Genomic DNA, 19,879 nt, shown 5'->3' with positions numbered 1-19,879 from the left:
TCCCATCAGGGACCGCGGCAAATCGTCGCATACAAAGTCCGAATGTACGGGTGCAATCTTTACCTTCACGCTGTCACGAATTGAGTGCTTGGCAAACAGGGGGCGTCCATGTACGCCTAACAAAACCCTTATGGCGGCGTTGCATCGTCTCGCCGTACTGAAGTACTGTCTTCGCCGATGCGCCTTGCCCTAAGGGTTTGTTAGGCGCTCTCGATTGCCTATTTTTTCGGCATCAGCCACTTCAAGGCGACGCGGGTATTCAGTTTGAAGGTGTAGTCGATCTTCGCCATCTGCTCTTCCAGTGCCTCGGCCAGCACGCTCGATGGGCTCGGCGGCGCCAGGTGCAGGTGGGCATCGGCCTCGCCATACTCGCGCTTGATCTCCATGCCGGCCTTTTTGGCGATGTGCATCATGGTGCGGTTCGACGACAGGCATTGCATGTACAGCGTATCGACGTCCGAATTGCGGCAGTGGATCGCGGCGCGCTCGAACAGCCGGGTGCCGACGCCCTGCCCGCGCGCCGATTTCGACACCGACACGCCGAACTCGGCCACTTTTTCCTTGTCGGTGTAGTGAATGCTGTCCGGATGCGCCTCGCGCGACGTCAAGGCCAGGTGGCCGACGCCGACCAGCTGGAACAGGCGGTTGTAGACGCCGAACACGATGTCCTGCGCGAAATCGAGCTTGCCGACGTAATTGACGACCTGCTCGTCCGGCAGCACGCTGCCGAAGCGCAGCAGGCGGTCATTGCTGTCGAGCGCCATGAAATGCCGCAGCACGCGCCGGCGGTCACGCTCGCTCAAGGCCTTGACTAGCACCGGCTGGCGGCCGTGTTTGCCGATCAGGTTGTTCAGCCAGCGGCGGAGGGGATTGTCCTGCATGGGGGATTGCTTGTTTTGTGCACTGCACCAATCCCATCATTGTAGCGGATTGCGCAGATGAGCTGCGCTCAATCCCGCACGTCGTTCAGGGCCGCCTTCACCGCGCTGACCCGCGCCGCGTGAATCGCCTCCGGAATCTTCTCCTTGTTCTCGGCATAACGCCCCGCGATTTCGCCCGCGTTCACCCCGCGCGCCGCCGCCAGCGCGCGCAGCAGATAGGGTCCTTGCGGGTAGTCCCGATAACGCATCTCGTGGGTTTCATGCCCGCGCCCGCGCGCATCGCACTCGGACGCCAGCAGCATCTGGGCGAAGCGCTCCGGCTTGCGGAAGGCGTCGCAGCGTTCGAACAGGGTGACGATGGTGTTCGGGCGCAGCTCCAGCGCGCGGCTGACATTGCCGTGCTCGCGCGCCGTCATGACGGCCAGGTCGCGGCAATCGGTCGGCACGCGCAGGCGTTTCGAGAGCGCCGTAATCAGGGGCGGCCCCATGCCTTCGTGGCCATGGTGCTTGGGCCAGGTGTCAACGGGCGTCGCACCTTTGCCCAGGTCGTGCATCAGGGCGGCGAAACGCACCGGCAGCTCCAGGCGCTGCTGCGCGGCGTAGTCGATCACCAGCATCATGTGGACGCCGGTATCGACTTCCGGATGGTGCAGCGGCGGCTGCGGCACGCCCCACAGCACGTCGAGTTCCGGCAGGATGCGCGCCAGGGCGCCGCAGTCGCGCAGCACGTCGAACATGCGCGAGGGCTTCTGCTCCATCAGCCCGCGCGACAATTCCTGCCAGACGCGCTCGGGCACCAGGGCGTCGACCTCGCCCTCCTCGACCATGGTGCGCATCAGGACATTCGTGGACTCTGCCACGCGGAATTCCGGGAAACGCGCGGCAAAGCGGGCCAGGCGCAGGATCCGCACCGGGTCTTCGGCGAAGGCATCGGACACATGGCGGAAGATGCGGTGTTCCAGGTCTTGCCGGCCGCCGTAGGGATCGACGATGCTGCCATCCTCGGCGCGCGCCATCGCATTGATGGTCAGATCGCGCCGGATCAAATCGTCTTCGAGCTTGACGTCGGGCGAGGTATGGAACACGAAGCCGTGGTAGCCCGGTGCGGTCTTGCGCTCGGTACGCGCGAGCGCGTATTCCTCTTGCGTCTCGGGGTGCAGGAAGACCGGGAAATCCTTGCCGACCGGGCGGAAGCCCTGCGCCACCATCTGTTCCGGGGTGGCGCCGACCACGACCCAGTCGTGGTCCTGGACAGGCAGCCCCAGCAGTTCATCGCGCACGGCGCCGCCGACGACGTAGGCCCGCATCGCCATCAATCCGGGAGTTCGTCTTCGTGGGCGGCGGCGATCTCGGTCTCCGCCATCGCTTCCTCGACCCAGCGCGCCACGGCCGGATGCGCCAGCATGCGGTCGCAATAGGCCTGCAGCGCCGGCGCCAGCGCCACGCCGTAAGTCCTGAAGCGCATCACCACCGGCGCGTAGAAGGCGTCGGCAATCGAAAAATCGCCGAACAGGAAGCGGTGGTGGCCGAAGCGCGACAGGCACTCTTCCCAGATCTCGCAGATGCGGCCGATGTCGGCCTGGGTGCCCGGCGTGCGGCCGCGGCCAGGCAGGCGCGCCTTGATGTTCATCGACATCGACGTGCGCAGGTCGGTGAAGCCGGAATGCATCTCGCACACGCTTGACCTCGCCATCGCGCGCGCCGCCACGTCCTGCGGCCACAGGTGTTTTTCGGGGAACTGTTCGGCCAGGTATTCGCAGATGGCGAGACTGTCCCAGACCGTCATCTCGCCGGCCAGCAGCACCGGCACCCGGCCGGCGTGCGAAAAGCGCGCGATGTTGGCGGAGGTGTCCGGCTGGTCGAGCAGGACGCGGACCTCGGTGAACGGGATCCCGGCCGCCACCGCCGCCACCCACGGGCGCATCGACCACGACGAATAATTCTTGTTGCCGATGACGAGGGTCAGGCCGGCCTGGCGCGCCTGGTCGAGGGTCTGCGAAAGCGTCGGGTCGAGTTCGATTGTCTGCATGGTCTCTTTCTATTTCGGATGGGGGTGTTCCGCATGAGCATGCCGCGCCCGGGAGCGCAGCTCGTCGAGTTGCCCGGTCGGCCCCAGGTAAGCGGGCGCGACGGACTCGAGCGCCGTGAGCTTGATGTCGAGCGCTTCCGCTGTCAAGACCCGATCGGACGGCTTGACAACATTATCGACCTTCATGGAATCCAGGTTGTCGCGCGTGATCAGCGGCGTGCCCGGCAGCATTTCGAAGAACATCGCCTGCAGCCGCGCCAGCGCGTCGGGCAGCGCGAGCACCGGCCGCGGATGGCCCGAATAGCGCCCCGCCAGCCGCACCAGGTCGGCCAGCGTGTAGATGCCGGGGCCGCCCAGTTCGTAGGTCCGGTTGCGGCTGTCCGGCGCGAACAGCGCGCGCACGTAAGCGTCGGCGACGTCACCCACGTACACCGGCTGGAAGCGCGCGTGGGCGCCGGCCAGCGGCACCACGGGCAGGTGGCGCTGCAGGCGCGCGAACATGTTCAGAAAATTGTCGCCCGGCCCGAACACCACCGAGGGGCGGAAGATCGTGGGCGCGACCGTCGCTTCGCTGGCGGCGGCCAGTTCGCCGTCGGCCCTCGATCGCTGGTACATCGAGGGGCCGTCGCGGGCCGCGCCCAGCGCGCTCATGTGCAGGTAGCGCGGCACGCCCGCGGCCGCGCAGGCGGCGGCGATGCGGCGCGGCAGCTCGACGTGGACGTGGCGGAATTCCGGCCCGTAGGGCGTGCCGCGGCGCGAATGCAGGATGCCGACCAGGTTGATGACGGCATCCTTGCCGGCCACCAGGCGGCGCAGGGTAGCGTCGTCGTGGATGTCGGCCTCGACAATGTCGACGCCCAGCGGCATCAGATGCATCGCATGCGCTTCGTGCCGGGTCGGCGCGACGATGGTCACGTCGCGCTCGGCCAGCTTGGCGGCCAGGTGGCTGCCGATGAATCCTGTTCCTCCGAACAACACTACCGACAGCTGGCGCATGCTGGACTCCTCAGGGGCAGGCCAATTCAGGGCAGGCTCATCGCGCTGCCGCGCGGCGCGATCGTTCCCAGCCGGGCCTTGAGCGACTGGGGACGTTTCTCGAACAGTGCGGCGTAATTCGTTGCATTCGACATCACGTTGCGCACGTAGTTGCGGGTTTCCTCGAACGGAATCGTTTCGACGAAGACCGCCCCTTCCATCGGCGCGCTCAAGAGGCCGCGCCAGGTGCGGGTGCGGCCCGGGCCGGCGTTGTAGGAAGCGGTGGCCAATACCTGCGAGCCTTCGGCATTGTTCAGCACCATGTTCAAGTAATTGGTGCCGAGCAGGATATTCGTGCGGATATCGCTCAGCATGCCGTGGCCGTAATCGCTCATGCCGATCTTTTCCGCGACCCACTTGCCGGTCGACGGCATTACCTGCATCAGGCCGGACGCGCCGACCCCGGACTGGGCATCGGAAATGAAGCGCGATTCCTGGCGGATCAGGCCGTAGACCCAGGCCTGGTCCAGGCCCAGGCCCTGCGCGGTCGGGTGCAGGATATCGTTGTGCGGGGCCGGGAAGCGCTGGGTGTAGTCGAATTCGGTGCGGGTGCGCTCCGAGGTGTTCACCATGCGGTCCAGGATCTCGTTCTGGCGCGCGTACTCGGCCGCGACCAGCAGCTGGCGGTCGGAAAAGTCGCGCAGCGCCCAGTTCCATTCGCGCGTGCCCTCGAAGCGCAGGCGCAGGGTAAAGAATTTCAGGGCACGCTTGAAGCCGGGATTGGCGGCCATCTGCGCCAGCTCGGGCGCGGTGGGCGCGGTCGGCACCGCGGCACTCGGCGGGATCGTGATCTGCTGGCCGATTTCCTCCAGCGCGAGTTGACCGTAGAAATTGCTCTGGTCGGCGATGCGGCGGAACAGGGCTTGCGCATCCTCGCGCTTGCCCTGCGCCAGGTAGGCGCGGCCCAGCCAGTAGGTCCAGGCCGGCAAGGCGCGCTGGTCGGCCGGCATGGCGTCGATGGTCGCGCGCACCATTTTCCAGTCGCCGCGGCGCAACGCGATCCGGGTCTTCCACTCGGACTGGGTTTCGGACAAGGGGGCGCCGGCGGCGCGCTGCCAATCGTCATAGGCTTCCGGCGCCAGCACCAGCGAGGCGGCCAGGGCAATGTTCGACCAGCCGATCGCCTTTTCCTCGGCGGACAGCTTGGGCGCATTCTTGTTCAGGGCCACGGTGGCCAGCTTCAGGCTGGTGCGCGCCATGCGCCCGATGGCGACCAGGTAGATCTCGTGCTCGACGCGCGAGCTGCCGATGCCGCGCGCCATCGCCAGCGCCGGGACATCGACCGCTTGCGCGGCGCGGGTGTCGGAAGCGCCCAGCAGGATGGCCGTGCGGCGCGAGGGACCGGTGGCGTGCATCTCGCCGGCCAGGCGCAGCTGGGCCAGCAGGTCTTCCTTGCTGAACTGGCCGGACTGGGCCAGCTGGGCGACCAGGGCGGCGCAGGCTTCGCCGTACATCGGCGGATTGTCCAGCAGCGCGCGCGCCTCGGGGGCCACGTTCTGCCCTTTCACGGCGCGCGACAACAGGCCATAGCACTTGACCTGGTAGTCGTCGTTCTTCACGAACAGCGGCAGTTCGCGGTCGAAATTGACCCAGTCGCGCTTGCGCCCCAGCTCGAGCAACCAGTCGTTGCGCAGGCGGTCGGCGATGGCGCTGCCCTCGTAACGCTTCAGGAAATCCAGGATTTCCTCGTTGGGCGCGTCCTTCAGGCGCGGTTTGAGCCGATAATAGTCGACATACGAGGGAATTGCGTAGTTGGGCAGGCGCGCGGCCAGCTCGGCCGCCTTGCCGGCATCGTTCTGGCGCGCGGCTTCGCGCAACTGCAGGAACAGCGCATCCTGCTCGCGAGCAAGGTCGGTGGCGGCTTGCGGCAACGCTGCAGCAGGCGCAGCGGGTGCGGCAGGTGCAGCGGGTGCCGCCGCGGACGGCGCCGTTTGGGCGGAAGCCGGCGAGAACGCCAGCAAGATAGAGGCAGCAATACTTGCGCCGGCTAACAATTTCAACAGAAACATCAAACCAACCTTAATGTACGCTTCATTTCATCCATGACCGGCGAATCAAGAATACCACGCCCCTTCTCGGGCCTGCCAGACAATACCTCAAGCGTGACGGGCGACGGCCAGGCGGCCAAGGCGGCGCTGCGAAAGGCGCTCAGGACCGCCCGCGGGACGCTCGACCCGGCCGTCAAGGTCCAGTGGGATGCGCATATCGGCGCCCAGGTGGTCGCCTGGTGGCGGCTGCGCCAGATGGACACCGTCGGCGTCTACTGGCCGCTGGCCGGCGAGCCCGACCTGCGCGCGGCCTATGCGGAACTGGCGCTGGCCGGGGTGCGCCTGGCGCTGCCGGTGGTGATGGAGCGCAATGCCCCGCTCGCGTTCACGGAGTGGAAGCTGGACGAGCCGATGCTGGCCGACGAGATGGGGGTGGCGGTACCGGCCACGCTGCGTTTCGTCGAGCGCCCGACTGCCCTCCTGATCCCCTGCCTGGGTTTCAATGCCGAGGGTTACCGGCTGGGTTATGGCGGCGGCTACTACGATCGCACCCTGGAACTGACGCCGCGTCCGCTGACCCTGGGCATTGCCTACAGCAACCAGGAGGCGCAGTTCGGGCATGCGCCGCACGACGTGCCGCTGGATGTGATCGTGACGGAGCGCAGCCAGGTCAGATAAGCGATTTATGATTCGCAATCACAAATAAAAAAGCCCGCGGCCACTGGCGCGCGGGCTTTTTGCCATCGACGGTCGTCAGGCCGCCGGCGATCCGTGCAGGCGCTGCCAGATGGCGGTGGTGGCCGCCGCCTGGTTCATGCTGTAGAAGTGCAGGCCGGGTGCCCCGCCCGCGAGCAGGCGTTCGCACAGCTGACTGACCACGTCCAGGCCGAACGCCTTGATCGAGGCGCTGTCGTCGCCGAAGCTGGCCAGTTTCAGGCGGATCCAGCGCGGAATCTCGGCGCCGCACATGTCCGAGAAGCGCATCAGCTGCGTGTAGTTCGTGATCGGCATGATGCCGGCCACGATCGGCACGTCCACGCCGAGCTTGCGCGCATTGTCGACGAACTGGAAATACGCGTCCGGATTGTAGAAATACTGGGTGATGGCCGCGTTGGCGCCGGCCTGCACCTTGCGCGCGAAGTTCTGCAGGTCGTCCTGCGGCGACTTCGCTTGCGGATGCATTTCCGGATAGGCGGCCACTTCGATATGGAACCAGTCGCCGGTCTGGGTACGGATGAACTCGACCAGGTCGCTGGCATAGCGCAGTTCGCCGGCGCCGCCATAACCGCTCGGCAAATCGCCGCGCAGGGCCACCAGGCGCCGGATGCCATGCGACTGGAACTCGCGCAGGATCGCGCGAATCGACTCGCGGGTGCCGCCGACGCAGGACAGGTGGGGCGCGGCCGCATGGCCTTCGGACTGGATCTCGAGCACGGTGTCGAGCGTGCCCTGCTGGGTGCTGCCGCCGGCGCCGAAGGTCACCGAAAAGTATTTCGGCTGCAGCTGTGCCAGCTTCTGGCGCGCTACGCGCAATTTTTCCGCACCCTCGGGGGTCTTGGGCGGGAAAAACTCGATGCTGATATTAGGGGTTTCCATCTTTATTCAGGAGTAAGGTAGAAAGCGCCCACGAAATCACGCTGTACAGGATGGCCGCCAGGAAGGCCGACCAGAATCCCGCCACATGGAAGCCCTCGACCAGGTGCGCCACCAGCCAGAACAGCAGCGCGTTGATCACCAGGATGAACAGGCCGAGCGACACCAGGGTCACCGGCAGGGTCAGGACGACCAGCACGGGACGGATGACGGTGTTGACCAGGCCCAGTACCAGCGCGGCCACGAGGGCGGCACCGAGGTTGGTGACGGTCACGGAGTGCATCAGGTAGGGCAGCGCCATCAGGGCCGCGGCATTGATCAACCAGGTCAGGAGCAAGCGCATGTCGTGTCTTTCGTGAGGGCGTAGGCATCCGCGACGCCACCCGATTGGATGGCGCCGTGTCACCGAAAAGATTACCAGTTACTGATTAGTAACGGTAATGTGCGGGCTTGTACGGACCTTCCTTGGTCACCGAAATATAGGCAGCCTGCTCGTCGGTCAGCGTGGTCAGCTGGGCGTTCAGCTTCTTCAGCTGCAGGCGGGCGACCTTCTCGTCCAGGTGCTTCGGCAGCGTGTACACGCCGACCGGGTACTTGTCCGAGTTCACGAACAGCTCGATCTGCGCGATGGTCTGGTTCGCGAACGAGGAGCTCATCACGTACGACGGGTGGCCGGTGCCGCAGCCCAGGTTCACCAGACGGCCTTCGGCCAGCAGGATGATGCGCTTGCCATCCGGGAAGATCACGTGGTCGACCTGCGGCTTGATGTTTTCCCACTCATACTTCTTGAGTGCCGCGACTTCGATTTCGTTGTCGAAGTGGCCGATGTTGCAGACGATCGCCTGGTCCTTCATGCGCAGCATGTGCTGCTCGGTGATGACGTGGTAGTTGCCGGTGCAGGTGACGAAGATGTCGCCGTGTTCGGCGGCGTAGTCCATGGTCACGACGCGATAGCCTTCCATCGCGGCCTGCAGCGCGCAGATCGGGTCGATCTCGGTCACCCAGACCTGGGCCGACAGCGCGCGCATGGCCTGGGCCGAACCCTTGCCCACGTCGCCATAGCCGGCGATGACGGCGACCTTACCGGCAATCATGACGTCGGTAGCGCGCTTGATGCCGTCCACCAGTGATTCGCGGCAGCCGTACAGGTTGTCGAACTTCGACTTGGTGACGGAGTCGTTGACGTTAATCGCCGGAAAAGCCAGCTTGCCTTCCTGGTGCATCTGGTACAGGCGGTGCACGCCGGTGGTGGTTTCTTCGGTCACGCCCTTGATTTCCGGCAGGCGCTTCGAGTACCACTGCGGATCGGTGGCCAGACGGCCCTTGATCGCGTTGAACAGGCAGATCTCTTCTTCCGAACCCGGCTTGTCCAGCACCGAGATGTCCTTTTCTGCGCGCACGCCCAGGTGCAGCAGCAGGGTGGCGTCGCCGCCATCGTCCAGGATCATGTTGGCGTGCTTGTCACCCGGCCATTCGAAGATGCGGTGGGTGTATTCCCAGTACTCGTCCAGGGTTTCGCCCTTGATGGCGAACACCGGGGTGCCGACCGACGCGATGGCGGCGGCGGCGTGGTCCTGGGTCGAGTAGATGTTGCACGAGGCCCAGCGCACTTGCGCGCCGAGGGCTTCCAGCGTGCGGATCAGCACGGCGGTCTGGATGGTCATGTGCAGCGAACCGGCGATGCGCGCGCCCTTCAGCGGCTGGCTGGCGGCGTATTCCTCGCGGATGGCCATCAGGCCCGGCATTTCGGTTTCGGCAATGCGGATTTCCTTCTCGCCCCACGAGGCGAGGCCGATGTCGGCAACGAGGTAATCCTGGGTGGTGTCTTTGAGTACGGCGCTCATCACGCCCTCCTTTCAAGTTAAGAAAAAAGTAACGTGAGCGCGGTGTTGATGATCCGAGCCTGGCGAAAGGAGAATCTTTCGTCGCAACGCTCCTCGGAATTCGTTAGTTTAGCACGGCTGGAACAAACGTGGCCCCCGCCTTCGCGGGGGCCACGTAAGGAAAGTTCGCGGGACGACCTGAGAAAACATCGTCGTCCCCGCGGAGGCGGGGACCCAGGTCGGGCGTGACTTACGCCAGACCGGCGGCGGCGCGCAGCAGCGCGGCCTTGTCGGTGCGTTCCCAGCTGAACTCGGGCTCTTCGCGGCCAAAGTGGCCGTAGGCCGCCGATTTCTGGTAGATCGGGCGCAGCAGGTCCAGCATCTGCACGATGCCTTTCGGGCGCAGGTCGAAGTGTTCCATCACCAGCTCGGCGATCTTCTCGTCGGAGATCACGCCGGTGCCTTCGGTGTAGACGGTGATGTTGATCGGCTTGGCCACGCCGATCGCGTAACTGACCTGCACCTGGCACTGGCGCGCCAGGCCGGCGGCAACCACGTTCTTGGCCACGTAGCGGGCCGCGTAGGCAGCCGAGCGGTCGACCTTGGACGGATCCTTGCCCGAGAACGCGCCACCGCCGTGCGGTGCGGCGCCGCCGTAGGTGTCGACGATGATCTTGCGGCCGGTCAGGCCGCAGTCGCCCTGCGGACCGCCGATGACGAAGCGGCCGGTCGGGTTGACCAGGTAGCGGGTGTCCTGTAGCCATTCGCGCGGCAGCACCGGCTTGATGATCTCCTCGATGACGGCTTCCTCGATCTGGCTGTGGCTGACTTCCGGCGCATGCTGGGTCGACAGCACGACGGTGTTGACCGACACCGGGCGGCCGTTCACATAGCGCAGCGTGACCTGGGACTTGGCGTCCGGGCGCAGCCACGGCAGGCGGCCGTCCTTGCGCAGCTGCGACTGGCGTTCGACCAGGCGGTGCGCGTAGTAGATCGCGGCCGGCATCAGTTCCGGCGTTTCGTCGCAGGCGTAGCCGAACATCAGGCCTTGGTCGCCGGCGCCCTGGTCGAGATCCAGGCCGGCGCCTTCGTCGACGCCCTGGGCGATGTCCGGCGACTGCTTGTCATAGCAGACCATGACCGCGCAACCCTTGTAGTCGATGCCGAAGTCGGTATTGTCGTAACCGATGCGCTTGATGGTATTGCGCGCAACTTGAATATAATCGACGTTTGCGTGCGTCGTGATCTCCCCGGCCAGCACCACCAGACCCGTGTTGCAAAGGGTTTCGGCCGCCACGCGCGCATGCGGGTCCTGCTCGAGGATGGCGTCGAGGATGGCGTCGGAAATCTGGTCGGCGACTTTGTCCGGATGGCCTTCCGAGACGGACTCGGAAGTGAAGAGGTAGTCATTGGAAGACATTAAGGCTCCTGATACTGTTGAGATGAATGCCGCAGTACCAAGGCCCTGCGACGCTTTAGCGATATTTATATTCCGCTTCGCAAGTTGTCATTAACTCCGCGGATCCTGCTCAAAGTGGTATTTTACGCTCCTTAAAAAATTTTGGTGAAGCAAGCCGCATCACCTCTACCCTGAATCAATAAATGCTCGTCTTCCTGTTCCGTTTTCTGTCCTTGTTCCCGCTTCCCGTGCTACATGCGCTGGGCGCGGCGCTCGGCTGGCTGGTCTATCTGGCTTCCCCTTCCTACCGCCGGCGCTTGCGCAGCAATCTCGAACTGGCCGGCTACGGCGCCCATCTGCGCAGCGCCATCGCCGAGTCCGGCAAAGCCATCGTCGAACTGCCGTTTGTCTGGTGCGCGCAACAGCAGCGCGTCACCCGCCACGTCACGATGGAGGACTGGGAGCTGGTCCAGCGCCAGCTCGACAGCGGCCGCGGGATCGTGTTCCTGACACCGCACCTGGGCTGCTTCGAACTGACCGCCCAGCAGGTGTCGCTGCGCCAGGAACTGACCGTGATGTACCGCCCGCCGCGCAAGAGCGCGTTGAAGCCCCTGGTCGAGGGCGCGAGAGCCCGCCAGAACATGCACCTGGCCCCGGCCAACCTGTCGGGCGTGCGCATGCTGGTCAAGGCGCTCCGGGGCGGGCAACCGGTCGGCGTGCTGCCGGACCAGGTGCCGCAGGAAGGCGAAGGCGTGTGGGCGCCGTTTTTCGGCCGCCCGGCCTACACCATGACGCTGCCGGCCAAGCTGGCCCAGCTGGGCAAGGCCGACATCCTGCTGACCTATGCCGAGCGCCTGCCGCACGGGCGCGGCTACGTGATCCGCTTCGTACCCTTCGAGGGCGAGCTGTCCGGCACCCCGGCCGAGCAGGCCGGCGCCATCAACCGCGCGATGGAACAGCTGATCGCGCGCTGCCCGTCCCAGTATTTCTGGAGTTATAACCGCTACAAGCGTCCGCAGGGCGTGGCGGCCCCGGAAGCCGAGGCGCTCGCATGAGGGCCCTGATTGCCTTGCTGTGGCTGCTGCATTGGTTGCCGCTGCCGATCCTGGGACGCATCGGCAACGCCGTGGGCAGCCTGATGTATTACGCGATCCCGAAACGCCGCAAGATCGCCCTGACCAACCTGCGCCTGTGCATGCCCGAGCTGAGCGAAGCGGAACGCGAGGACATCGCGAAGCGCCACTTCCAGGGCTATTCACGCAGCATCCTGGAACGCTCGCTGATCTGGTGGGCGCCGATCCCGCGCCTGCGCCGCCTGATCCATATCGAGCCGGCGGTGCCCCAGGCCGAGATGGAAAGCGGCCCGACCATCCTGCTCTGCCCGCATTTCGTGTGCCTCGACGTGGCTGGCGTGGCGGCACGCGTGATCCCGGTGTCGACGATCTATTCGCCGCAAAAGAACGAGGCCTTCGACCGCCTGCTGCGCTACGGCCGCGAGCGCTTCGGCCCGGTGCGCCTGTTCACCCGCGAAGACGGCATCAAGCCGATCCTGCGCGCGCTGCGCGACGGCCTACCCTACTTCATGCTGCCGGACATGGACTTCGGCGAGAAGGACGCTACCTTCGTGCCTTTCTTCGGCATCCCGGCGGCGACGCTCACCGCCCTGCCGCGCCTGGCTGCCGCGACCAAGGCGAAGGTGATTCCGGTGATCGCGACCTTCCTGCCCAACTACCAGGGTTACCGGGTGGTGTTCTATCCGTCATGGGAAAACTATCCGGGCGACGACATGATCGCCGCCACGCGCCGCATGAACGAATTCATCGAGGAACGGGTGCGCGAGAATCCGGCCGAGTACTTCTGGACGCACAAGCGTTTTAAAACCCGGCCCGACGGCGAACCCTCGCTCTACCAGTAAGGATCAAGCAATGAAACTGAAATTCACCAAAATGCACGGCGCCGGCAACGACTTCATCGTCATCGACGCCGTCAACCAGCAGGTCGAACTCGGCCCCGAGCAGTGGCAGCGCCTGGCGGACCGCCGCTTCGGCATCGGCGCCGACCAGATCCTGATCGTCGAACGCCCCACCGAGGAAGGTTGCGATTTCCGCTACCGCATCTTCAACAACGACGGTGGCGAGGTCGAACAGTGTGGCAACGGCTCGCGCGCCTTCGTGCGCTTCGTCAGCGACAAGGGCCTGACGAATAAACGCAGCATCCGCGTGCAGACCATGGCCGGCATCATCACGCCGCGCCTGGAAGAGGACGGCAGCGTGACGGTCGACATGGGCGCGCCGGTACTGGAGCCGGCCCTGGTGCCATTCGACAGCAGTGGCCTGGCCGGCGTGGCGCAGGGCCGCGATACCCTGTGGCCGCTCACGGTACGTGCCCGCGGCGCGGAGCAGACCGTCCTGGTGTCGGTCGTCTCGATGGGCAATCCGCATGCCGTGCAGGTGGTCGAGGACGTCGACAACGCCCCGGTAGCGGAAACCGGCCCGCAGATCGAACACCACCCGCGCTTCCCGAAGCGGGTCAATGCCGGCTACCTGCAGGTGCTGGACCGCGGCCACGTGAAGCTGCGCGTGTTCGAACGCGGTGCCGGCGAAACCCTGGCCTGCGGCACCGGCGCCTGCGCGGCGGTCGTGGCCGGCATCCGGCGCGGCCTGCTGGACGCCAAGGTAGCGGTCGAGGCACGCGGCGGCCGCTTGAGCATTGCCTGGGCCGGCGAAGGCCAGCCGGTCTACCTGAGCGGCCCTGCCGAGACCGTGTTCGAAGGCGAAATCACGCTCTGATCCCCAACTCAGGCGGCTAGGTCGAGGTCGAGAGAAGGTGCATCCGGCCTGCCCGCCTCGGGCAACAGGGTACGCAGGCGGTACAGGCGCTGGCGATAATTGCCTTCCGGCCCACCGGGACCGCAGTCCATATTCTCGAACAGGCGCACGATGCGGTCGAGCAATTGACGCTCCTGCAGCGTTTCCACCGGTACCAGGCGGCGCCGGCTGCGCCCATAACTGGCGCGGATGTCGACCACCAGGCAATGGCCGCGGTCCGCACTCCCGAGGTCCAGCAGCAGCGCTTCGGCGCGGCTCAGGCCGAACGCCAGGGCCAGCTCGAGGCGTGCCGCCAGCAGCGGGTAGTCCGACAGGTCGCGCCCGGGCAGCAGCGTGTCCGGCCAGGCGCCGGGAACGCGCGGCGCAACCTTGCGCAGCATCGCCGCCGCCTTCGCGCAGCCCTGCGCGGCCGCCTTCTGCAGCCAGAACACGGCGCGCACATCGTTGTTCTCGTTCTCGCGGCGCGCGCGCCAGGCGGCATTGCCGCACTCCAGCTGGGCGTCGCGGTAACCCATCTCGGCGGCGCGCTCGAGGTATTTCTGGGCTTCGATCACGTTACGCTGGGAAAACTCCGGCTTCACATAGATACGCGACAGCGCATACCAGGCTTCGGCCAGCCCCTGCTCGCCGGCCTGCTGCAGCCAGCGCACCGCCTTCTTGAAATTGGCCGCGCCGCTGCTGCCCGGAATGCGGCGGCCGTCGATGCGCATGTGCGCGCACCATAATCCCAGGGCGAACTGGGCGTGACGGTCCTGCTCGGCGGCGGCCATTTCCCAGAACATGTGCAGTTCGTCCTGCGCGATGCCGTGGGCGTCGGCGCCCTCCTCCACCAGCCGGGCGCAGCGCGACAGCAGGGTCACCTCGTCCGGCGCGAGGCGCGCGCAGGCCCTGCCCTGCGCCACCTCGGAATGGGCCAGCGAACGCGCCATCGGCAGGGCGCGCGCGAGATAAGCCTGGTGATTGCCGGCCTCCCATTCGTGCTCCAGCAACGCGAACTGGGCCGGGGTGACGCCATTGTCGGCGGCGTGGCGCAACCAGCGCTGGCCGGCGCGGTCCGGCGCGCCGGGGCGCGGCGTTCCCAGGTCGGCGCGGTCCGTGGCGCCGGCGCCATGGTCTGTCGACACTCCGGAGGCCGGGAAGGCGCCCTGCGGGACGCCCGGGCGCGGCGGCATAGCCCCGTGCTCGCGCGCCAGCAGCCACTGCGCTTCGGGAAAGCCGCCGCGGCCGGCGTCCTCGAGCGCGCGCAGTGCCTTGGCGCGCTGGCCCGGCGCCACGCGTTCGCCGCCCAGTACCAGCTGCGCATAGACGAGGCCGGCCCGTGCCAGCCCGCCGTCGTAGGCGCGCTCGTACCAACAGGTCACGGACTGCGGGCTTTGCCGGGCGAGGTCGAGAGGGATATGGTTGCCGATCAGTTGCCATGCCTCGGCGCAACCTTGCTGGGCAGCACGGTCGAGCCAGTGCAGCGCGGTGGGCAGGCTCTTCGGCAGGCCGGTGCTGCCGAACAGATACAGCCGGCCGAGCTCCAGCTGGGACTCGGCCCGGCCGGCGCGCGCGCCACGGATGATTGCTAATTCTTCGCGGTTTGCCATCGCTTGTTGTCGACTTCGTGTCGGTAGGGGAGACACCGCCGCGGATGTACGCAGATGCGCGCATATCACGATGACACCATGATGGATGAGACCGCTAGAGCCCCAATTCCGTGCGGTTGTCGGATGGGGCAGAGTCTATAGCCGGCTCAGGGACGATTCGCCTGCGATTCCATGTGCATTTGAGGCTGCACAAACCTTTACTTGTCTTGCCGAGCTGCCACGATGACGCCGGGAAACTTAAACAATGCTTAAGGTTTCCGCGATGAACGAGCCAAGCCGTTTCGAAAATACAACAGCACGATTGGTTTTATTGGCTTTCCACCAAGTGGACCCGTCATAATTGACTAATCCGACAACCTTAACGCGTCGAGCATTTAAGGTTCAGACATCCGAGTATTCAGAAACAAGAACAAGTCTCAATGCTCCCTGGATTCCTGCGATTCACTTTATTAAGGATATAACTAGATGAAAAAATCCCTCTTGGCAGTCGCTCTGCTGGGCGCCTTCGCCGGTGTGGCTCAAGCGCAAACCGCCGTGCAGATCTACGGTAACATCGACGCCGGCATGATCAAGCGTACCGACCAGACCCTGGCTATCGGCAAGCGTGCTTCGAACACCCTGGGCTTCAAAGGCACCGAAGACCTGGGCAACGGCCTGAAAGCGCTGTTCCAGATCGAAATGCGTTACGAGCCGGATACCGGCACCGTCGAGAACAACGGCCGTCCGCTGTTCCAGGGCCAGAGCCGCGTCGGCCTGCAGGGTGATTTCGGTATGGTCCGCCTGGGCCGTGGCCTGACCCCGTTCCAGGAAGTCGTCGGTTCGTTCGAGCCGTGGCACGGCCTGGCAACGCCGGCCGGTTTCTACACGGACATCCAGATCGCCGGCTACAACTCGGCACCGCTGGACGTCAACACCGGCGGCGGCTCGCCGAACAACAACCGTATCTCGAATGCGATCTTCTACAACTCGCCGGTCGTGAGCGGTTTCCAGGTGAACGCATCCTGGGCCACCAAGGAAGCCACCGGCGGCACCCTGACCGGCGTCGGCACTGGCGCAACGTCGTACACCGGTACCAACCCGGAAGGCTCGGCCAACCCGTTCTCGGTGGCTGCCACCTACAACAACGGCCCGGCCGCCGCAATGCTGGCTTACGAGCGTAATGCCGTCGAAAGCAAGATCTGGTCGGTCGCCGGCTCGTTTGCAGTGACCCCGGAACTGAAGCTGATGGGTACCTACAGCCGCCAGAACCAGGAACACACCAACACCCAGCGTCCGACCATCAAGGGCGCAGTGCTGGGCGCAACCTACGCCGTGGGCCCGGGCAAGCTGCTGGCCGGCTTCGGTATCAAGCAACAGGAAGAGAACGTCCGCCTGCACGACCTGTACACCCGCCAGTACTCGCTGGGCTACGAGTACAGCCTGTCGAAGCGTACCTACCTGTACATCGACGCGTCGCGCAAGAAGAACATCTTCAGCCAGAGCACTGGCAACCTGGCTGGCACCCCGACCGTCAACCACTACGACGTCGGCGTGAACCACTCGTTCTAAGCTGTTAAGTTAAGCAGTAAGTCCGCAAGGGCGGGCCTGGGCAACCAGGTCCGCCCTTGCTGCATCTAGGCCTTGTGCGATTCGCGCAACGCTTACGCGGCTGAGCCGTATCAGCCGGCGCGAATTGCTGGGCATCCGATTGTGTCGACGCGGTCCGATTTGCCATGGGAGATGCGATGAAGAAGATTGTGCTGGGCGCGCTCGCCGGCGCCTGTTTTCCACCCCTCGTGCTGGCCCAGTCCAGCGTTCAGCTCTACGGTATCGCCGACGCCGGCCTGATGTGGCAGCGCGGCTCCTCCCCCAAGCTCATCAGCGGCGGGGCCGATGGCTCGCGCCTCGGCATCAAGGGCAGCGAGGACCTCGGCCGGGGCATGAAGGCCGTGTTCAACCTGGAAGCGCGGGTCGAGCTCGACACCGGCAGGCAGCAGCCGACCCTGGTCAACGAGAATCAGGGTTATTACCTGACGCGTGGCATGGGAGCCCTGCCGCCCAGCCTGCTCGCCGCCGTGCGCAGCGCCCTGCAGCCGCGCGGCGGCCCGGCCGTCAATCCGGAAAACGCCCTGTTCGACCGCACCTCGATGGTCGGCCTGGTTACCCCGGTAGGCGCGCTGCTGCTGGGACGCATGTACACGCCGGGCTACGAAGTGTTCGCGGCGGCCGACACCTTCGAGGTCGGCACCGGCGGCACCTGGGGCAGCGTGACCGGCGGCACCGCCGGCTTCCAGGCACTGGGCGCCGACATCCGCTCGCAGCGCGCCCTGCAGTACCGGGCCGTCCTGCCGTCCGGGCTCGGCGGTTCGGTCATGATCGCCGGCAAGGGCTCGGGCTATCTCGGCCTGTACGACAAGTTCTGGGGCGCGGCCCTGACCTACAAGGCCGGCTCCTGGGACGTCGGCGTCGGCCACAACCATGCTTATGATCCGAGCGGCGCACCCAGCCTGCGCACCACGACCGCCGGCGGTTCCTATGCCTGGAACGACTGGAAGTTCTTCGCCGGCTGGCACGACCAGCGCAACCGCCATTCGGCCCTGCTGCCCACCTATATCGCCGGCTGGGATGCCCAGCTCGCGCCGCTGGGCCCGGCGACCGCCGCCGCCCTGCGCGCGGTGTTCGTCAACAACATCAGCCTCAACAGCCAGCAGGATGCGGTCAGCGTCCAGGTCGGGCTGCAGTACCGGCTCGGCCCCGGCCGCATCCTGGCCTCCGTCGCGCACCAGAACGACCGCACGCCGTCCGACAGCGATGCCACCCTGTTCGCACTCGGCTACAACTATTTCCTGTCGAAGCGCACCGACATCTATGCCGTCGCCTCCTTCATCAGGAACCAGAACGAGGCCCAGTACAGTCCGGCAACGGCGGGCGCCCCGGGCGGCTTCACACCCGCGCCCGGCGTGGATGGGCGCGCCTTCCAGCTCGGGGTACGCCACCGTTTCTGAGGCCGGCGCCACGGCGGCGATCGGTCCGGCCATGTTTATGTGTTGACGGCGGTAACAGTCGGGTAAAATTAGCGGTCTACCTATTTCGCAAGCCCTTGCAATGACCGCCCCACTGGATTCCGCCGCCATCGCCCAATACCTGGTCGACCATCCGCAGTTTTTTAAAGAACATGCCGGCCTGCTGGGCGAGGTAAAACTGTCGAGTCCGCTGACCGGCCGTGCCGTCTCGCTGCAGGAACGGCAAATGGAAGTGATGCGCGATAAGTACAAGGCGCTGGAACTGCGCATGTCCGAGCTGATGCGCCATGCCGAGGAAAACGCGGCGATCGCCAACCGCTTCCACGGCTGGACCCGCCAGCTGCTGGCAGCCGGCGCGCCCGACGAGGCGCCGGCCGCGATGCCGCGCGCCGTGGTCGACGGCCTGATCAAGCACTTCATGGTGCCGCAGGCAACCCTGCGCCTGTGGAAATTGGCCGAGGAGCATGCTACCGAGTGGTATGCGAGCGGCGTCTCCGACGACGTCCGCCTGTTCGCCAACAGCCTGCGGGCGCCGTATTGCGGCCCGAACCGCGATTTCGACGCGGTGCGCTGGCTCGAGGACAGCGCCTCGGTACGCTCGACCGTGCTGGTACCGCTGCGCGCCGCCGGTTCGGCCTTCGGCCTGCTCGTGCTCGGCTCTCCCGATCCGGAGCGTTTCAGCGCCAGCATGGCGACCGACTTCCTGGTCCACATCGGCGAGACGGCCAGCGCCGCGCTCAGCCCGCTGCGCGCAGCCTGACATGGACACGCCGGCCGCCGAGGACTGGACCGGCCGCTATCTGGCCGAGCTGCGCACCCAGCGCAAGCTCTCCGGCCACACCATCGCCGCCTATGCGCGCGACCTCGGCGAGTTGTCCGCATTGAGTTCTCGCTTGGGCGGCCATACCGACTGGGCCAGGCTGACCCACTTCGAGATCCGCCGCTTCGCCGCCAAACTGCATGCCGACGGCCAGAGCGCGACCTCGATCGCGCGCAAGCTGTCCGGCTGGCGCGGCTTCTTCAACTGGCTGGCGCAGCAGACGCCTTTGGCCGCGAATCCGGTCGATGGCGTACGCGCGCCGCGCCGCGCCAAGCGCCTGCCGAAGGCCTTGCCCGTCGACGACGCCGTGCGCCTGATGGAAGCGAACCGCCACGGCCACCCCGAGCCGGCCGAACTGTGCGACCGCGCGATGTTCGAGCTGTTGTATTCGAGCGGCCTGCGGGTGTCCGAACTGGCGGGCCTGGACGTCGCCTACCTGCCGGCCAAGGATGGCGCGCCCGCATCGGCGGGCTGGCTGGAGCTGGAAGCCCAGGAAGTCGTCGTTACCGGCAAGGGAAATAAAATGCGGCGGGTGCCGGTCGGCACGCCCGCACGCGAGGCGATCGCGGCCTGGCTGGCAGTGCGTCCGCCCAGCAGCGACGGCAGCAATGCCCTGTTCCTGTCGGCGCGCGGCGCGCGCGTCACCCCGCGTGTGGTCCAGCACCGCTTGAAAGCCCATGCGCTGAAGGCCGGCTTGCCGGTCCACGTGCACCCGCACGTGCTGCGCCACTCCTTCGCCTCGCACCTGCTGCAATCCTCGGGCGACCTGCGCGCGGTGCAGGAACTGCTGGGCCATGCCAGCATCACCTCGACCCAGATCTATACCTCGCTCGACTTCCAGCACCTGGCGGCTGTCTACGACAAAGCCCATCCGCGCGCCAAGACCAAGTAA

At 66.0% G+C, this 19,879-nt stretch carries 18 protein-coding genes and 1 riboswitch; of the genes, 8 read left to right on the top strand and 10 right to left on the bottom strand.

Going from position 1 to position 19,879, the window contains the following annotated elements:
- Positions 1-218: 218 nt before the first annotated feature.
- The 5 genes from ACI48D_RS23185 to ACI48D_RS23165 form a co-directional block, all read right to left on the bottom strand.
- Positions 219-881 carry a GNAT family N-acetyltransferase gene (locus tag ACI48D_RS23185; RefSeq protein ID WP_435573596.1) on the bottom strand — a complete coding sequence of 221 codons (663 nt, stop codon included), beginning with the start codon at positions 879-881 and terminating at the stop codon, positions 219-221.
- A gap of 68 nt (positions 882-949) precedes the next feature.
- Complete coding sequence (locus tag ACI48D_RS23180) at positions 950-2,188, bottom strand: multifunctional CCA addition/repair protein (protein WP_435573595.1); 1,239 nt, start codon at positions 2,186-2,188, stop codon at positions 950-952.
- A 5-nt stretch (positions 2,189-2,193) separates the two neighbouring features.
- On the bottom strand, positions 2,194-2,910 hold the full coding sequence (locus ACI48D_RS23175) for a glutathione S-transferase family protein (RefSeq protein WP_435573594.1): 717 nt from the start codon (positions 2,908-2,910) through the stop codon (positions 2,194-2,196).
- 9 nt (positions 2,911-2,919) lie between these two features.
- Positions 2,920-3,906 (bottom strand): complex I NDUFA9 subunit family protein, encoded by a 987-nt coding sequence (locus ACI48D_RS23170; RefSeq protein WP_435573593.1) that lies wholly within the window; start codon positions 3,904-3,906, stop codon positions 2,920-2,922.
- Between the two features lie 26 nt (positions 3,907-3,932).
- Positions 3,933-5,954 (bottom strand): transglycosylase SLT domain-containing protein, encoded by a 2,022-nt coding sequence (locus ACI48D_RS23165; RefSeq protein ID WP_435573592.1) that lies wholly within the window; start codon positions 5,952-5,954, stop codon positions 3,933-3,935.
- A gap of 33 nt (positions 5,955-5,987) precedes the next feature.
- Between ACI48D_RS23165 and ACI48D_RS23160 the strand changes: the two genes are divergently transcribed.
- On the top strand, positions 5,988-6,611 hold the full coding sequence (locus tag ACI48D_RS23160) for a 5-formyltetrahydrofolate cyclo-ligase (RefSeq protein WP_435573591.1): 624 nt from the start codon (positions 5,988-5,990) through the stop codon (positions 6,609-6,611).
- A gap of 75 nt (positions 6,612-6,686) precedes the next feature.
- Here ACI48D_RS23160 and metF read toward each other — a convergent pair whose 3' ends face one another.
- The 4 genes from metF to metK all read right to left on the bottom strand — a co-directional run bounded on the left by metF (position 6,687) and on the right by metK (position 10,769).
- The gene (gene metF / locus ACI48D_RS23155; protein WP_435573590.1) at positions 6,687-7,529 is read right to left on the bottom strand and encodes a methylenetetrahydrofolate reductase [NAD(P)H]; all 843 of its coding nucleotides are present in this window, start codon (positions 7,527-7,529) and stop codon (positions 6,687-6,689) included.
- On the bottom strand, positions 7,516-7,869 hold the full coding sequence (locus ACI48D_RS23150; RefSeq protein WP_435573589.1) for a phage holin family protein: 354 nt from the start codon (positions 7,867-7,869) through the stop codon (positions 7,516-7,518). The genes metF and ACI48D_RS23150 overlap by 14 nt, the downstream gene beginning before the upstream one ends.
- Positions 7,870-7,954: 85 nt before the next feature.
- On the bottom strand, positions 7,955-9,370 hold the full coding sequence (gene ahcY / locus ACI48D_RS23145) for an adenosylhomocysteinase (protein ID WP_435573588.1): 1,416 nt from the start codon (positions 9,368-9,370) through the stop codon (positions 7,955-7,957).
- A gap of 28 nt (positions 9,371-9,398) precedes the next feature.
- A riboswitch (S-adenosyl-L-homocysteine riboswitch) is annotated at positions 9,399-9,471 on the bottom strand.
- A 128-nt stretch (positions 9,472-9,599) separates the two neighbouring features.
- A complete protein-coding gene (gene metK / locus ACI48D_RS23140; RefSeq protein WP_435573587.1) occupies positions 9,600-10,769 on the bottom strand; it encodes a methionine adenosyltransferase in 1,170 nt (389 codons plus the stop codon).
- Between the two features lie 182 nt (positions 10,770-10,951).
- Here metK and ACI48D_RS23135 point away from each other — a divergent pair, with 182 nt between their 5' ends.
- The 3 genes from ACI48D_RS23135 to dapF are packed head-to-tail and all read left to right on the top strand — an operon-like array spanning position 10,952 to position 13,537.
- Positions 10,952-11,803: a lysophospholipid acyltransferase family protein gene (locus ACI48D_RS23135; protein WP_435573586.1), complete on the top strand. Its 852-nt coding sequence runs from the start codon at positions 10,952-10,954 to the stop codon at positions 11,801-11,803.
- Positions 11,800-12,663 carry a lipid A biosynthesis acyltransferase gene (locus tag ACI48D_RS23130; protein ID WP_435573585.1) on the top strand — a complete coding sequence of 288 codons (864 nt, stop codon included), beginning with the start codon at positions 11,800-11,802 and terminating at the stop codon, positions 12,661-12,663. The genes ACI48D_RS23135 and ACI48D_RS23130 overlap by 4 nt, the downstream gene beginning before the upstream one ends.
- Before the next feature lie 10 nt (positions 12,664-12,673).
- Positions 12,674-13,537 (top strand): diaminopimelate epimerase, encoded by an 864-nt coding sequence (gene dapF, locus ACI48D_RS23125; protein ID WP_435573584.1) that lies wholly within the window; start codon positions 12,674-12,676, stop codon positions 13,535-13,537.
- An 8-nt stretch (positions 13,538-13,545) separates the two neighbouring features.
- On the opposite strand, the gene ACI48D_RS23120 is transcribed toward dapF, so the two are convergent.
- A complete protein-coding gene (locus tag ACI48D_RS23120) occupies positions 13,546-15,165 on the bottom strand; it encodes a tetratricopeptide repeat protein (RefSeq protein ID WP_435573583.1) in 1,620 nt (539 codons plus the stop codon).
- 465 nt (positions 15,166-15,630) lie between these two features.
- Here ACI48D_RS23120 and ACI48D_RS23115 point away from each other — a divergent pair, with 465 nt between their 5' ends.
- The 4 genes from ACI48D_RS23115 (at position 15,631) to xerC (ending at position 19,879) form a co-directional block, all read left to right on the top strand.
- Positions 15,631-16,713 (top strand): porin, encoded by a 1,083-nt coding sequence (locus ACI48D_RS23115; protein ID WP_435573582.1) that lies wholly within the window; start codon positions 15,631-15,633, stop codon positions 16,711-16,713.
- A 176-nt stretch (positions 16,714-16,889) separates the two neighbouring features.
- The gene (locus ACI48D_RS23110; RefSeq protein WP_435573581.1) at positions 16,890-18,149 is read left to right on the top strand and encodes a porin; all 1,260 of its coding nucleotides are present in this window, start codon (positions 16,890-16,892) and stop codon (positions 18,147-18,149) included.
- A 100-nt stretch (positions 18,150-18,249) separates the two neighbouring features.
- A complete protein-coding gene (locus tag ACI48D_RS23105) occupies positions 18,250-18,927 on the top strand; it encodes a DUF484 family protein (protein ID WP_435573580.1) in 678 nt (225 codons plus the stop codon).
- Position 18,928: 1 nt separating this feature from the next.
- Positions 18,929-19,879 carry a tyrosine recombinase XerC gene (gene xerC / locus ACI48D_RS23100; protein ID WP_435573579.1) on the top strand — a complete coding sequence of 317 codons (951 nt, stop codon included), beginning with the start codon at positions 18,929-18,931 and terminating at the stop codon, positions 19,877-19,879.

Source organism: Massilia sp. LXY-6 (assembly GCF_051233485.1).
Taxonomy (GTDB): domain Bacteria; phylum Pseudomonadota; class Gammaproteobacteria; order Burkholderiales; family Burkholderiaceae_D; genus Telluria.
This window is presented reverse-complemented; position numbering and strand designations above follow the sequence as displayed.

Coding starts and splice junctions, on each gene's coding strand:
- ACI48D_RS23170 (WP_435573593.1), bottom strand. CDS start 3,906: ATGCGCCAGCTGTCGGTAGTGTTGTTCGGAGGAACAGGATTCATCGGC.
- ACI48D_RS23185 (WP_435573596.1), bottom strand. CDS start 881: ATGCAGGACAATCCCCTCCGCCGCTGGCTGAACAACCTGATCGGCAAA.
- dapF (WP_435573584.1), top strand. CDS start 12,674: ATGAAACTGAAATTCACCAAAATGCACGGCGCCGGCAACGACTTCATC.
- ACI48D_RS23180 (WP_435573595.1), bottom strand. CDS start 2,188: ATGCGGGCCTACGTCGTCGGCGGCGCCGTGCGCGATGAACTGCTGGGG.
- ACI48D_RS23105 (WP_435573580.1), top strand. CDS start 18,250: ATGACCGCCCCACTGGATTCCGCCGCCATCGCCCAATACCTGGTCGAC.
- ACI48D_RS23160 (WP_435573591.1), top strand. CDS start 5,988: ATGACCGGCGAATCAAGAATACCACGCCCCTTCTCGGGCCTGCCAGAC.
- ACI48D_RS23120 (WP_435573583.1), bottom strand. CDS start 15,165: ATGGCAAACCGCGAAGAATTAGCAATCATCCGTGGCGCGCGCGCCGGC.
- ACI48D_RS23115 (WP_435573582.1), top strand. CDS start 15,631: ATGAAAAAATCCCTCTTGGCAGTCGCTCTGCTGGGCGCCTTCGCCGGT.
- ACI48D_RS23130 (WP_435573585.1), top strand. CDS start 11,800: ATGAGGGCCCTGATTGCCTTGCTGTGGCTGCTGCATTGGTTGCCGCTG.
- ACI48D_RS23110 (WP_435573581.1), top strand. CDS start 16,890: ATGAAGAAGATTGTGCTGGGCGCGCTCGCCGGCGCCTGTTTTCCACCC.
- ahcY (WP_435573588.1), bottom strand. CDS start 9,370: ATGAGCGCCGTACTCAAAGACACCACCCAGGATTACCTCGTTGCCGAC.
- metF (WP_435573590.1), bottom strand. CDS start 7,529: ATGGAAACCCCTAATATCAGCATCGAGTTTTTCCCGCCCAAGACCCCC.
- ACI48D_RS23175 (WP_435573594.1), bottom strand. CDS start 2,910: ATGCAGACAATCGAACTCGACCCGACGCTTTCGCAGACCCTCGACCAG.
- metK (WP_435573587.1), bottom strand. CDS start 10,769: ATGTCTTCCAATGACTACCTCTTCACTTCCGAGTCCGTCTCGGAAGGC.
- ACI48D_RS23135 (WP_435573586.1), top strand. CDS start 10,952: ATGCTCGTCTTCCTGTTCCGTTTTCTGTCCTTGTTCCCGCTTCCCGTG.
- xerC (WP_435573579.1), top strand. CDS start 18,929: ATGGACACGCCGGCCGCCGAGGACTGGACCGGCCGCTATCTGGCCGAG.
- ACI48D_RS23150 (WP_435573589.1), bottom strand. CDS start 7,869: ATGCGCTTGCTCCTGACCTGGTTGATCAATGCCGCGGCCCTGATGGCG.
- ACI48D_RS23165 (WP_435573592.1), bottom strand. CDS start 5,954: ATGTTTCTGTTGAAATTGTTAGCCGGCGCAAGTATTGCTGCCTCTATC.